Below are 13,256 nucleotides of genomic sequence, written 5' to 3'. Positions count from 1 at the left end.
GTGTAGAAATTGATTTTTTCATGTTCTTGAAACTATGACTGTGACAAAACCCGTGTTTGTTGTAGCTGCTTGTACTTATCCCAATTTCTGGGATTATGAGGTGATGACATTGACTCTTCAAATTCCCAGTTCTGAGAATTGGTATCGAAAAACTCAATGGCTGCATCAAAACCACATTGTAAAAATCTGGTGTATGATTCTTCAGACCAAAGAATAGACTCAACAATTGCAGTTAGTAGTTTAAGATTAGTTTCAGTAGCAGCACCCTCTTTGTGAAGCCATTCAATGGTTTCCAGCAGTTGTTGTTTAGCAGAAGCCGTAGTAGATTCTGGTAATGCTGCAATGGGAATAAAACCTGTTAGTTGTTTCATGTTTGATTGGCTCAAAAATTATCTATTTCTGCAACACCTTCATCAGTTACCACTTTCCGTTGAGATTTAGCTTTACTAATTTGGAATTCGTTCGCTTTAATCACAGGCATTGCTGCCTCTTTGACTGCTGCTTTTGCTTGATGATAGAGAAATTGAACTACGCCGTCTGCGTCTTCCTCTTCTTCAACCTGCGCCCATAAAGAACAACCTAATTCGATTGATTCATAGTTGCCCAAATTAAACTTTCTCGAATAACTAATAGAGACAGTACCGATTTTCATTGGTTTATTTTGTTGCTAGTTTATGTAGTGGCGACTCAAAGGTGAATCGCCGTTGTAGTATCTAATTACCGCTTCTTCCCTTGCGGCATAGCTGCCTGATTTTGTCCTTGCAGAGATAGCCGTGCCTCAGTTTCCGAAACCGGGGGTAATGCCGATGCAGTGACAGCATTACTAGCCCAGCGTTCATACGTTTCATTCGTTACCCAATGAACTGTTGCCCCAGATTCCGCACCACTACGAATCATTTCGGCTGCTTCGAGAGCGTCTTTTTCAAAGTCAGACTGTGGGTTACGGTACGACCACTGGATGAACCAGTACGTTCCTAGCGCTCCTTCTACCTTTTGGAACTCCGCGCAGAAAATATAGTTTTTCAGTACGCTAGCGATCGCACCGAAGCAAAATTCTTTTGGATCTCCCGGCATCCCTTCTTCGCACCACTGCTGGAAGGCACGATGGGCGAAGTGATTGTAGAGTCCGGCGAAATTGTCTTTGCTGCGGCGGTGGATCAGGAAAGAAAGCAGCATAGAAGCTGGGCCCTTAAACTGGTCTTTGAGTCCGCCAGCAACCGGAATCACCCACAGTTCGGTAAATGGCTCATTGGTAAAGTTTTCGTTGATAGTCAATGCACGGTCAGGGCGAGAGATTGCGATCGCAAAATCAGCCTTATTACCTTTGAGATATCCTCCTGCTTGTGCTTCTAGAATCGTCAGCTTTGGGGGACAATCGAGAAGAAATTGCCCGTACTCTTTAGCGCAATTCGCTTGTAGTTTAGGTTGGCTGGGTGGAATGAGAAAGACGCTGTTGTTGATTTTGATGGTTTCCATAATTACGTTGTTGTTGCTAAAAATTGCGTTGATATTAGATAGTGTTCGACTTACCTATTTATGACAGTGCCAGGAATTGCTTTTAACTCATAAATGAGCAGTTCAGTAATTTTTAATTGTTTTGACCTCAATGATTTCTTCGACACACCCCATTGCCTCGCCCAATTAGTGCAGAACATCGGCTAAGTGAGTCGCCGCTTCTGGGTCAATCTTCTTGTCTGCAATCAACAAGAGCCAAGTTTCATCTTGAGCAATCGCCTGAATCTTCAAATAGCACGAGTTAAATTGCTTCAGTATTTCTATCGGTTCCATTGATTTATCCGATGAGTTGTGTTGTTCTATTTGGATAAAATTTAAGTTTGCTCCTTCCTAATAGGTGGGTCTATCCTGCCCACCCCTTTCCTTACACTGCAACCAAATGTTTCGCTTGCGGAACGTACCTCTTTAACCGCTCCCACTCGTCAATAGTTAGCGCGTCAAATTCTTTGTCTAGCAACTCTTCTTCCGTGGGTGATTGTTCTGTAGCCGTTGTTGATACCCTTGCCACCTTCATAAATTGGTCTAGCCCAACTACTGCATCAACCGGCTCGGCGTATCGAATCTTATCTACTGCATTCGACCAATGCGTAATATGCTGAAATATCACCCCAATCATGGAATTATCTGTGTAGACTCGATAAGTTCTGGGGCAAGCTCCGCCAACGTAAACCAGTTTGTAACTAGAGATTTCTATGACCTCTGCGTTGGGGTCGGTTGGAGGCAGGAGAATTTTCTCTGTTGGCTCATCCAATTGGGCTTCTTGAAAAGAAAATGTGGTAATCATAGTCTGTGTGCCATGATGATTTAAATTGTCATAAATTTCGTTGTAGAGGCGATTGCATTACTCTTGGGCTGCAATCGCTTTTTCTCACTTCCAGTACTAGGGATTTCTTACACCTGTGCGTTCGGATCTGCTGGAGGGCGCATAATTTTCAGTTGATGGTTATTGAAACCCGAATCTTGAAGTGTGGGGTTATCTGCTGTATTTTATGCCATGATTGTGTTTATTCGAGACTAAACTCTTTGGCGATTGCAATTCTTTTGGTGTGCAATCGCCCTTTCTCACTTCAGCAACTTACGCCGCTACTGTCGCTCGAACTCCTAACGACGCAATCACTTGTTCGGCACTCGAAGCCACGCGATTGAGTCCGTACTGTCTTGGTCTGGCGTACCAACCTTGTTGATTGCACCCGACGAAGCCGACAAAACGCCCGTCTTGGTAGAGTTTGGTGCTGAAAGACAACCAATCAATTTCACCGTGGTACAAACCAAAAACAGTGCAGGCTTCCTCTAATTCATCGCTCAGGCGTTCGTTCCGTTCCCGCGGCGTTTCGGGTAATGTTGCCTTAACCTCTGCAACTCTTGTAGCGAACCAGTTGCGATCAAATGGCAGCCGTCCCCCACCGGCTAATTGCACCCATACGGTGATTCCGCCTTCTATCCAGATTGTGCGAACTGATTCTGGTTGGACTTCGATAATCTCGCCAATGATGCGGCGATCTCTGCTGGTGAGAGGATCTTGGGTTGGGGCTACAGCTTCGGCTTGGGATTCGAGGTGGGTGTCAAGTTCTGCTTGGGCTATGGTTTGCTCGTCTTTGAAGGGGACATCTTCAAATGTGACTTGATTAAGCTTAAAGCTTGAAAGTGCTTGATGTGTGCAAACGGATTGCGTCATAATATAGATTCCTGTAAAGGGTCAAAAGGCGATCGCAGAAGTTTTGCAGACAGTAGCGGTCGTCTTTTGTTTTGTTTCTAAATACATGGTAACCTTTTGGTAACCAAGCGTCAACCACTGGTTACCAAAAAGCTGAATATTTTTGTTGACAGTGCTATGCTCATGTTTACCAAGGTGGTAAACAGATGGAGTTAATAAGCAATAGAAGTATGAATACAGAAGAAAAAGCAGACAAACGTCTAGCTGTGCGCGTTACACAAACTGTAAAAGATGCCTTTAACGAAAGAGCTAGGAAGTCAGGAAAAACTGAATCCCAGGCGTTATTGGCGTTAGTTTCACAATTTATAGGTGGAGAGTTGGAAATAGAAAGCGACATTAACACTCGCCTGCAAAGACTGGAAGAGGAAATTAAGGAACTAAAGCAAGCCCGATCGGGGGAATTAATCGCCTCAGGGACGAGAATCGCCTCCTGAGGCAAAAACTAAAACAGATACAACAAGTAGCAAAGGAAGACCCGCCCCAACCAAATAGGTAAGGCGGGTTTGTCATTTAACACTAATCTATGGTAAACCTTTGGATAACCGTGGTAACCTAAAAAGAGAAAAATAAAGGAGGAGATTTAAGGACTGGAGCAAAAGGGTTACCACAACACCAGGGTTTACCAAGCACAGATGAACAATGGTCAGCCCAAATACTTAAAGAAATAGATCAGCGACAGTCAAAAGTTGAAAGCCCCACTGATAAGTTTCTCAGGCCATCAGCAGGGACAAAACATAACCAACATCTAAGGCTATGAATTACTTAACAATACCAAATCTTTCAGCCTCATGCACAGGTTTCAACATCATTAATCCTTATATCTATCTGTTGCATAAGGCGCTTTTAAGTACCTCTTATATCTACGGCTATAGGAGAGAAGTATGCTGACACTAGACCGTTCCAAAGCCTCATCAGCACTCGATTACAGTGTCGTCAACACCAGCATTCAGGAAACCTTCACCGCTATCGATAGGTTCGAGTCGCAAGCGGTAGATGAAATCCTCCAGATGCGGGAACAACAGCTTTACCTGCAAGCTGGCTATAAAAACTTTGAAGAATACTGCCAGCGTGAATTATACGCCTGGGGTGGATACCGACGAATCAACCAACTGCTAGGAGCCAAAAAGGTCATAGACGCAGTTGGCGAGTTGGGCGGACACATCAAGAATGAGCGTCAGGCTCGTCCGTTACTTCGTTTACTCAAGGAACCAGAGAAACTAAAACAAGCTGTAGCGATCGCTCTGAAAGATAACCCTGACCCAAGTGTTTCAGACTTTGCTGCTGCCGCCCAAAAAGTGGTTCCTCAACTTCCACGCAAAAAACAATCTATTCAGGAACCAGTGGTTCCCAAAATTGAAGAACCAATGGTTCCTCAAAAAGCTATTGTCACAGTTTCACAACAGTCCCATCCAAGGTATGGAGAATCAGGAGTGATTGAGGCAGACGCACCAAATCGTTGGCAGCAGATTGTTACCTTTGCTGATGGTGAGAGGTTATTGATCAACAATGCTGATTTAGATGCTGCTAGTGTCCCATTTTCCAGAGGGCGGAACTATCCACCAGAATATACGGAAGCGATCGCTGCTATCGAAGAATGCTATAAACAAGAGTTAGAGCGCCTAGAGCAAGAACTGAGGATTGGCTTGCTTTCAGAAGCCACTGCCAATGCCGAAACCCAAGTGCAAGAGCAAATCCAATCTCTGCAAAATCTATACAAGCAACAAAGGGAGCAAAACGTTCAATTGCAGCAGCGATTGAATGAGATGGAATCGTTACGGCAGTTAGAAACTGAAAACCAACAACTCCAGCAGCGCATTCAGGAACTAGAACGTGCCGTACAACAGCATCCGGTTCAACAGTGGGGAAATACCATGCCCCAGCAAGCGACCAAAGTTTTGAACAAGCAAGTTAAACAGGCGTTAGAAAATACAATTGATTTGCGATCGCTAGCCCAGGAACCACCCAAGGAAAACGCCCAAGAATGTCTGCGACTCATGGGCATGGCGCTGAAGAATCTGGCCAGTGCCATGAACAACACCCAAGTGTTAGAGGCTGCTGCGATAATCTTGGGGAGTGAACCGACACCAACTGCGATCGCATATCGAGCCGAGCAACTGGAAATGCTGCCCCAGGCGGTTAGCGATATTCGACGGGTGTTGTCAAAGCCTGGGTGTACGTGGCAGGACTATTGGGCAGTGGCACAAGAGTATGAGGTGATTAAATCAGATTACTGGGCGGAATTGACCAGTGAAGAAACAAATTTAATTACGGCTCTCCAAAAAGCATCCCCTCAACCCGACACAATCGGGCTTGGTTCCATTGTTGCTCACGCTGACCCATACCGCACTTTGTATGTCGAGAGGGGTGAGGTAGTAGAGGACTTAGGCGAAGAGTTGGTGGTTGCCTGGGATTGTTGGAAGGAGCAATCAAAAAAGACTGATAGGTATTTCCGAGATGAGTTGCGATTCTGGCAACCTCAATAGGCTTTCATTGCATCGGTAGCTTTTTAGACAACCAAATAGAAGTACCAAACCCCGCAATCACAGTGAGGGAAATTTCCGTGCGTCAACATAAACAGGAGATTGTAAAATGACCGCAACTATCACAAAACCCAAGCCCAAAAAGGCTGCCACTAAACCACAGTCACCGTATAAAAGGCTTCATGTGATTATTCCCATACAAGATATGCTGTGGGCTTCGCAGCAAAAGCCCTCTGTTACGCAATTGTGGCAAGAATGCTGGACGGCTGACCCTTATGGTTCCCGATGGATGCCGCTAACTTCTGCTTTAGGGTACAGTACTTTTATCTCTGCGAAGAAAATTCTAGTTGAAAGCGGGTTGTTTATTTTCAAGCCCGACAAGGCGATTCAGGATGGCAGGGAAACGGCTAGCTGGATGGTAAAGAATTTACACGGTAGCCGGATGAAGGAATTTTGGGAGAAAGCCAATTCTGAAAATCAGCAACCAGATGCTAAAAAACGAGAACCAAATGCTGGGGATTCAGAGAAAGATGCTGGCTCTGAAGAAATGCGTGCTTTGTATAAAGCATCTATTTTGGGTAAAAATCAGTCAGAGCAAGGGTTCTGTGAACCCTCACGAACTACTCAGGAACATCTCACAAACTCATCAAATGAGTTTGTGAGATGTATCTCTGACACGCTTACACGAAATCCGCATGAGGAGGAGACGGCTCACGCGCCCTTGGGGGGCGCTTCGCCTCAGTCTGTTCAAAGCGTGTCAGAGAAGGAGGAAGAGTTACCTGCGGTAACGGACTGTACGACGCTGGCGCTTGTGGAAGCGGCACCAAGTCAACCTGCTCCGTTGTTGGCTGAAAAGCAGGACTGTGGTGTTGAGGCGGCAGTCTCTCATGAAGGTACTTGTTCCGCCGCGCCCGTTGCCCAAAATGAAAACTCTGTAAATTCTGCGATCACAGATCAGAAAATAGAACCGAGTTGCCCCTGTGCTGGGTTGATGACTGAAAATTCGGTTTCGAGTGTAGAAATCAAAGCAGTTGATGAGGGTGAAAATTCCGCCGCGCCCGTGCCAAATGCTGAAAAATGGTCACATGAGGCGATTGTTGCAAGGGCAAATGCGCGACCTGTAAGAAGGGAAAAACTGAATCGAGCGGCGAATTCGGGCGAGAATCCGGGGTTTGACTTCCTCCAACAATGCTGGAAGGATGATCCGGCTTTGCAGATTGTGATCAAGAAGTTACTGGCGAAGTTTCCGCAATGGGGGATTGCGATATTAGATGGTGCGTTGGTTGATTGGAATCAGTAGCCATCACCATTTCAACTACTAGCATCTTGACACTACAAGTAATATTATGTATTATGAGGAAAGATGCAAATCTCGAATGAAAGTCCTCACAGGGGTATAGTAAATTCTCCACTCTATCAACACCGTTTGAAAACACGAATAATAATAGGGTAAAGTACCTTATTATCAGCGCACTTCCCTATATTAATGGCATCAAGCACTTAAAGAACCTAGTAGGTTTGATGTTTGCAGCAGATATGTATGCCCGATTCTTGAGACAGTCAGGGGAAACAGTTCTGTTCATCTGTGCTACTGACGAACATGGTACACCGACTGAAATAGCAGCAACAGAAGCAGGGTTAGATGCAGAAACTTTCTGCCAAAAGCTGCATGAACTCCAAGCTGAAATCTACATTAGTCTTGGTTTGTCGTTTGACTACTTTGGTCGAAACTCATCAGTTTATAACCACGAGCTAACCCAGTATTTTTATCAGCAACTTGACAAAAACGGTTTTATTGAAGAACGGGAAATGAATCTCGTTTACTCTTTTGAGGATGAAGGTTTTTACCGGATAGATACATTGTTGGAACGTTCCCCCCATTGCGGATATGGATCAGCCAGGAGAGATCAGTGTGAAAATTGCACAACGTTGCTAAGTAGGTAGGCACAATTAAATCAAACTATGTAAACTTATGTAAAGCGCTAGAAACGCTTTGAATATAAGCTTTTAAGCGATTCACATTTCTTAATTTAGTTGTATTTTTTAGCGCCCACCTACTTAGGTTCAACTAATTTGATAGAGCCACGTTCGGCAATTTCAGGGAACTTGCGTTTGGAAGTCAGAAAAACCAAACACCTATTTTTAAAGCTAAAGCGCTTTCAGATGAATTAAGAGTATGGGTTGACCAACATCCCAATTGGTCGTAATACTACTCGCTTTATGCATTTTTAGCCCAAAGTTTGGTTTTGGGAAACGGTGACTGGGTTTGCGTTAAGGGTTTTTTCTTTCCTTTATCCCTAAAACCCAACAAGTATTGCAATTAATTGAAACTGATTAAACCAATAGAAACGCACAGATGTGCGCCCCTACTATGTATTCGATTTAGAGCTTTTCTAAAATCTGTTTTTTCAAAAAGAGGTGAGTTATGAGTATTTTTAAAGTTGAAGTTGTCAAAATTAACAGCATTAAACCTCATCCCAATGCTGATAGGTTAGATATTGTCTCTATCGAAAATATGGCATATCAAGTAATTATAGCCAAAGGGAAGCTTCACGCTGGAGATTTAGCTTTTTATTTTCCGATTGATAGTGTTATTCCAGAAAAGTTTTTGGATGAGTTTGGGATTCGTAACTACTACTCGAAAAAACTGTATGCGGCTAAACTTCGCGGAATTTTTTCTGAAGGTTTGCTTATTCCCGTTGGTAATAACTTTATGGGAAATATTGGAGACGACTACACGGAGTATTTTGGTGTAACAAAGTACGAATATCCAATTCCTCAAGGGATGAGTGGGGAAGTAGAAAGTTTTATTGGGCATTATAAATTCCCCAGCCCAGAAAACCTGAAACGTTACAAAAATATACTAATTCCAGGTGAGGAAGTTGTTGTAACAGAGAAGTTGCACGGAACTAACTTCACTGTCTTAGTTGATGCGGATGGCACAACTAAAATTGGCAGCCATAATTACTTCTGGAAAAACAACGAAGTCAACAATAAATTAGTTTATATTCGTGCTTACAAGGAAAACGAAACTTTCCAGAAACTTCCGCCAAGAACTCAAATTTTTGGGGAAATCTACGGTGTACAAGATATCAAATATGGCTTGAATAATGGCAAGATTGGAATTGCTATATTTGCTGTGCGGCGTGGCAGTTATTTTCTCAATTACAGCGATTTTGTAGCTTTTTGCGAGGAATTTGTTTTGCCGAGAGTACCTGTGCTTTATATCGGTGCTTACACTTGGAAAGCGGTGTCTCAGTTCAATAATGCCAATAGTGTAGTCAGCCCCGACTGCATTATGGAAGGCGTTGTTGTGCAACCAGTCATTGAGAAAACGCATCCAGAAATAGGTAGAGTAGTCTTGAAGTTGATTAGCGATCGCTATCTGCTCCGTAAGGATGGAAGTGAACTCCATTAAGTTTGATAGCGTCAACGGTAGCTTGAGAACTTTATAAAGTAACGTTTTGTAAAGTTTTCAAGTTCTTGCGAAAAACCGGAGTTTTGGGGTGAAAACTTAGTAGCCTAATTACTAGCTATTTAGTAGGTAGTAACTTGATTTATGCTTAACTAAAATTTGTTGCTATTTATTATTGGAGGCAAGCAATGTCAGGTTTGGGTTTTACTCATTGGGGTGCTTTAGCGGCTATCGCTGTCGGTGTCAGCTTTTGTCCCATTGATTATGCAAGCGCTCAAATTACTCCAGATGGCACATTACTAAATAACTCTAGTGTCACAAGAGAGGGTGACACCTTTAACATTACTGGGGGAACACAAGCTGGCAGTAATTTGTTTCACAGTTTTGGTGAGTTTTCTGTACCTACTGGTGGCACTGCTTCTTTTAATAATGCTGTAGATATTCAAAATATAATTACTCGAGTAACGGGTGAATCAGTTTCTAATATTGATATTGATGGGTTAATTCGCACGTTGGGTACGGCTAACCTGTTTCTAACAAATCCCAATGGAATTGTATTTGGTGGAAATGCCAGCTTAAATGTTGGTGGTTCGTTTGTTGCAAGTACAGCGAATGCACTGCAATTTGGAAATGGAGGATTTTTTAGTGCTACTGATAAAAATATCCCTTCAGAGTTGTTGAGTGTTAATCCTTCAGCATTGCTGTTTAATCAGATTAATCAAAACGGAGGGATTCAAAACAACTCAGTAGCACCCGCAGGAACAGACCCAACAGGTTTAAACGCATTTGGTTTACGAGTACCGGATGGTAAAAGTTTACTACTGGTGGGTGGGAATGTCAGCATGGATGGGGGACGATTAAATGCTTATGGTGGAAGAGTTGAGTTAGGAGGATTGGCCCAAGCTGGTAGTGTAGCGCTAGGTGTAAATGGCGATAATCTCAGCTTAAGATTTCCTGATAATGCTGCGCTAACTTCGGTATCCCTTACTAATCAAGCAGGTGTAATTGTAACTGGGGCTGATGGCGGTAATATTGCAGTTAATGCTAAAGATTTAGAAATATTGGGAGGAAGTATTTTAAGTGCTGGTATTGGGGAAGGTTTGGGGACACCTGAAACTGTCGCGGGAGATATTACGCTCAATGCTACCGAGTCAATAAAAATTGCAGGCACTGGGAGTAATGTTCGCAATCTTGTGGGTTTGGGGTCACTTGGCAATGGGGGTAACATTACTATCGATTCTGGTTCATTGTCGTTACAAAATGGCGCTGAACTTATTGCCTCAACTTCAGGACTTGGTAATGCGGGGAATGTCAATGTTAATGTTACAGATGCTGTTGATATTGCTGGAAGAAACAGTGGGATTTTGAGCAGTGTGCCCACGGGTACAGTTGGCAATGGAGGTAATATCGACATTTTAGCTGCAACACTATCATTAGTTGATGGCGCTCAAGTTACAGCCTCAACATTTGGACAAGGCAATGCAGGTGCAATCAAAGTTAATGCTACTGATTTTTCCACCGTTTCTGGTAATAATTCTAACTTTAACAGTGACTTTTCCGTTAGCTCTCAAAGTACAACAGGTACTGCTGGAGATATTATCCTTACCTCACCTAGAATTACCTTAAATAACACTGGCACATTCAACGCCCAATCTGCATCGGGTAACGGTGGCAATATCTCCTTACAAACTGATTTACTGCTTCTGCGTCGTGGCGCTCAAATTCCCACTACCGCAGGCACAGCACAGGTTGGTGGTGATGGCGGCAATATCACTATCAACGCTCCGTCGGGCTTCATTGTTGCTGTTCCGAGCGAAAATAGCGACATAAGTGCCAATGCTTCTACAGGCTTAATACTTGTAAGCAAGCCTGTTCCCGAACCAGCTTTAACATTCAGTGTGTTTATCAGCGCTGCTTTTTATGCTGCTTGGAAGTTAAAACGTAAACAATAAGAAACCCAATCACTCAATAGCTTTTAAAAAAACAATTTCGAGATTTTTTGAGAAACTGCTCATCTAAATGAGCAAACCACCCGTACTAACTAATTGAGAGAATTTGCTTTATGGCTAGACTTAGCATTCCACCGAATTTCATCGGTACCCCCGGTTCCGATACTTTAGTAGGGGAAGAGTTAAATAGAACACCAGCAATTGGTATTGATATTTTAACTGGAGGTTACATCCGTACAGTCTCAGGAAAAGACACAATTAGTGGCACAGGTCAGGGTGGCAACAGCGTTAGCAGGGGCGAAGGCAGTAGTGGGAAAAACAACCTCGCAAGTAGCGGTAACGCCACAGATGGAACTGGCATGGTTAACAGTGGCAGTCTGAATACAGAGGGCGGAAACTACACGAGCATCGGCACAAGCAAGGACGGTGATGGCATTGATGGTGGTACTGGCGCTGGCATTGCTAATAGTGGCGAATTAAATGCAGGGGAGGGAAAAAACATTATCTCTGGTATAGGTAAGGGCGGTAAGGGCGGCACTAGCTCCAACGGCTACGACGGCTACGACGGCGGCACTGGCGGTACTGGCACTGGCATTGCTAATAGTGGCAGTATTAATGTAGGGAACGGAAACGATGCGATCGCCGGCACTGGTAATGGCGGCAACGGCGGCAGTGGTTACGGTGAAGAGAGCTATGTATCATACATGAACGGCACTGGCGGTACTGGCACTGGTATCGTTAATAATGGCAGTATTAGTGTAAAGGGCGGAAACAATTCGATCATTGGTACTGGTAATGGCGGCGACGGCGGCATCGAGGATGACAGATCCATCCTCAGCGCCTACGGCAGATACGGCGACGGCGGTACTGGCACTGGCATCGCTAACAATGGCAATTTAAATGCAGGGAATGGACAAGACACGATTATCGGCACTGGTAATGGTGGCACAGGGAGTACAAACACTCGCTCTGACGGCGACGGCGGTACTGGGACAGGTATCAGCAATAGTGATGAACTGCATACCGGAGATGGAGAAGATACGATTACTGGTACAGGTCAGGGCGGCAATGGCGGTATCGGCTACGCTTTTGGCAATGGCGGTACTGGAATCGGCATTGTTAACAGTGGCAGTCTGAATGCAGAGCGCGGAGAAGACACGATCACTGGCATAGGTCAGGGCGGCTTGGGCGGCAATAGCGAGTACGGCAGCGTTGGCGGTACTGGCACTGGCATTGCTAACAATGGCAATCTGAATGCAGGGAACGGAGATGACACGATCAACGGCATCGGTACTGGCAGTAAGGGCGGCGATGGCTTAGGCATAGACGTAGACGAGAAGAATGTCAAAGGCGGTACCGGCACTGGCATCGCTAACAATGGCAATCTGAATTCAGGGGACGGAAACGACACGATCATCGGCACAGGTCAGGGTGGCTTGGGCGGCGCTATTAGCGGCATCGGCAGCGCCAATGATGGTGCTGGGACTGGCATCCAAAATACTAAAGACGCCACTATCACTACGGGGTCAGGCAAAGACACCATTATCGGTTATGGGAATAGCTCAGGAAGAAATGCCACAGCTTATGGCATCTTTAACGATGGAATCATTGATACAGGCAAAGGTTCTGACAAGCTTACCGGACAGGCTACAGTAACAAGTGATGGTTACGGCGATGATAGTCTTGCCTACAGCATTTATGGACAAAGAATCATCAAGACTGACGATAGTCTTGCTTACGGCATTTACGGACAAGGAATCATCAAGACTGACGATGGCAATGATGAAATTACAGCCACTAGTATCCTAAATGGAGTTCAACAAAAAGTCTCTATCGGTGGCGGCATCAGCATTGATTTGGGTAGTGGAAATGATTATTTCAAAGGGTTTGGCGTTGCAAGTATTGATGGCGGGGAAGGTTTTGACACCCTGGATCTGAGAGCTTTCAATCGCTCCCAACTACTGATATCTGGTGTTATTTATGGCAATACCCTTAAAAGTGCCAACATTACTTTCAACAACAATGAAGACCCCGTTAGTTTATCTACAACTGGCTTTGAAAAATTTATCTTTGCAGATAGCTATTTCTGCTATAGCACTTTGACAAACGGTGCATGAGATTGTTAACTTGGGCGAGTTTTCACTTTAATAGAGCTTGTTTTAAAAAATGGGCGAACCAACCGA

The 13,256-nt window shown here is 44.3% G+C and carries 12 protein-coding genes and 1 pseudogene; 7 read left to right on the top strand and 6 right to left on the bottom strand.

The window, feature by feature from the left end; all coding sequences use genetic code 11:
• Positions 1-32 precede the first annotated feature (32 nt).
• The 6 genes from H6G96_RS28865 to H6G96_RS28840 all read right to left on the bottom strand — a co-directional run bounded on the left by H6G96_RS28865 (position 33) and on the right by H6G96_RS28840 (position 3,190).
• The gene (locus tag H6G96_RS28865) at positions 33-371 is read right to left on the bottom strand and encodes a hypothetical protein (protein WP_190915959.1); all 339 of its coding nucleotides are present in this window, start codon (positions 369-371) and stop codon (positions 33-35) included.
• Positions 372-382: 11 nt separating this feature from the next.
• Positions 383-652, bottom strand: coding sequence for a hypothetical protein (locus H6G96_RS28860; RefSeq protein ID WP_190915957.1), 270 nt, complete (start codon positions 650-652; stop codon positions 383-385).
• Between the two features lie 65 nt (positions 653-717).
• On the bottom strand, positions 718-1,476 hold the full coding sequence (locus H6G96_RS28855; protein ID WP_242063428.1) for a hypothetical protein: 759 nt from the start codon (positions 1,474-1,476) through the stop codon (positions 718-720).
• Between the two features lie 165 nt (positions 1,477-1,641).
• A complete protein-coding gene (locus tag H6G96_RS28850) occupies positions 1,642-1,788 on the bottom strand; it encodes a hypothetical protein (RefSeq protein WP_190915955.1) in 147 nt (48 codons plus the stop codon).
• A 91-nt stretch (positions 1,789-1,879) separates the two neighbouring features.
• Positions 1,880-2,299, bottom strand: a complete 420-nt coding sequence (locus tag H6G96_RS28845) for a hypothetical protein (protein ID WP_190915953.1) — start codon at positions 2,297-2,299, stop codon at positions 1,880-1,882.
• 291 nt (positions 2,300-2,590) lie between these two features.
• Positions 2,591-3,190, bottom strand: coding sequence for a hypothetical protein (locus tag H6G96_RS28840; RefSeq protein WP_199339782.1), 600 nt, complete (start codon positions 3,188-3,190; stop codon positions 2,591-2,593).
• A 209-nt stretch (positions 3,191-3,399) separates the two neighbouring features.
• On the opposite strand from H6G96_RS28840, the gene H6G96_RS28835 reads away from it, so the two are divergent.
• The 7 genes and pseudogenes from H6G96_RS28835 to H6G96_RS28805 all read left to right on the top strand — a co-directional run bounded on the left by H6G96_RS28835 (position 3,400) and on the right by H6G96_RS28805 (position 13,190).
• Positions 3,400-3,663: a hypothetical protein gene (locus tag H6G96_RS28835; RefSeq protein WP_152592224.1), complete on the top strand. Its 264-nt coding sequence runs from the start codon at positions 3,400-3,402 to the stop codon at positions 3,661-3,663.
• A 447-nt stretch (positions 3,664-4,110) separates the two neighbouring features.
• Entirely contained in the window at positions 4,111-5,712 is a 1,602-nt protein-coding gene (locus H6G96_RS28830) for a hypothetical protein (RefSeq protein ID WP_190915951.1), read from the top strand.
• 106 nt (positions 5,713-5,818) lie between these two features.
• Positions 5,819-7,009 (top strand): hypothetical protein, encoded by a 1,191-nt coding sequence (locus tag H6G96_RS28825; RefSeq protein WP_190915949.1) that lies wholly within the window; start codon positions 5,819-5,821, stop codon positions 7,007-7,009.
• Positions 7,010-7,149: 140 nt separating this feature from the next.
• Positions 7,150-7,653 (top strand): annotated as a pseudogene (locus H6G96_RS28820) (class I tRNA ligase family protein); the annotation flags it as partial.
• Between the two features lie 481 nt (positions 7,654-8,134).
• Positions 8,135-9,127: an RNA ligase (ATP) gene (locus tag H6G96_RS28815; protein ID WP_190915947.1), complete on the top strand. Its 993-nt coding sequence runs from the start codon at positions 8,135-8,137 to the stop codon at positions 9,125-9,127.
• A 185-nt stretch (positions 9,128-9,312) separates the two neighbouring features.
• Positions 9,313-11,076, top strand: coding sequence for a filamentous hemagglutinin N-terminal domain-containing protein (locus H6G96_RS28810; RefSeq protein WP_190915945.1), 1,764 nt, complete (start codon positions 9,313-9,315; stop codon positions 11,074-11,076).
• A 110-nt stretch (positions 11,077-11,186) separates the two neighbouring features.
• Positions 11,187-13,190, top strand: a complete 2,004-nt coding sequence (locus H6G96_RS28805; protein WP_190915943.1) for a hypothetical protein — start codon at positions 11,187-11,189, stop codon at positions 13,188-13,190.
• Positions 13,191-13,256: the final 66 nt, after the last annotated feature.

The organism is Nostoc sp. FACHB-892 (assembly GCF_014698795.1).
Lineage (GTDB): Bacteria > Cyanobacteriota > Cyanobacteriia > Cyanobacteriales > Nostocaceae > Nostoc.
The sequence above is the reverse complement of the archived record's forward strand: the minus strand, read 5'-3'. Positions and strand labels throughout refer to the sequence as shown.

Bases quoted from the DNA above. Each gene is read 5' to 3' on its own strand.
- H6G96_RS28850 (WP_190915955.1), bottom strand. From the start codon at position 1,788: ATGGAACCGATAGAAATACTGAAGCAATTTAACTCGTGCTATTTGAAG.
- H6G96_RS28805 (WP_190915943.1), top strand. From the start codon at position 11,187: ATGGCTAGACTTAGCATTCCACCGAATTTCATCGGTACCCCCGGTTCC.
- H6G96_RS28825 (WP_190915949.1), top strand. From the start codon at position 5,819: ATGACCGCAACTATCACAAAACCCAAGCCCAAAAAGGCTGCCACTAAA.
- H6G96_RS28830 (WP_190915951.1), top strand. From the start codon at position 4,111: ATGCTGACACTAGACCGTTCCAAAGCCTCATCAGCACTCGATTACAGT.
- H6G96_RS28810 (WP_190915945.1), top strand. From the start codon at position 9,313: ATGTCAGGTTTGGGTTTTACTCATTGGGGTGCTTTAGCGGCTATCGCT.
- H6G96_RS28855 (WP_242063428.1), bottom strand. From the start codon at position 1,476: ATGGAAACCATCAAAATCAACAACAGCGTCTTTCTCATTCCACCCAGC.
- H6G96_RS28845 (WP_190915953.1), bottom strand. From the start codon at position 2,299: ATGATTACCACATTTTCTTTTCAAGAAGCCCAATTGGATGAGCCAACA.
- H6G96_RS28815 (WP_190915947.1), top strand. From the start codon at position 8,135: ATGAGTATTTTTAAAGTTGAAGTTGTCAAAATTAACAGCATTAAACCT.
- H6G96_RS28835 (WP_152592224.1), top strand. From the start codon at position 3,400: ATGAATACAGAAGAAAAAGCAGACAAACGTCTAGCTGTGCGCGTTACA.
- H6G96_RS28860 (WP_190915957.1), bottom strand. From the start codon at position 652: ATGAAAATCGGTACTGTCTCTATTAGTTATTCGAGAAAGTTTAATTTG.
- H6G96_RS28865 (WP_190915959.1), bottom strand. From the start codon at position 371: ATGAAACAACTAACAGGTTTTATTCCCATTGCAGCATTACCAGAATCT.
- H6G96_RS28840 (WP_199339782.1), bottom strand. From the start codon at position 3,190: ATGACGCAATCCGTTTGCACACATCAAGCACTTTCAAGCTTTAAGCTT.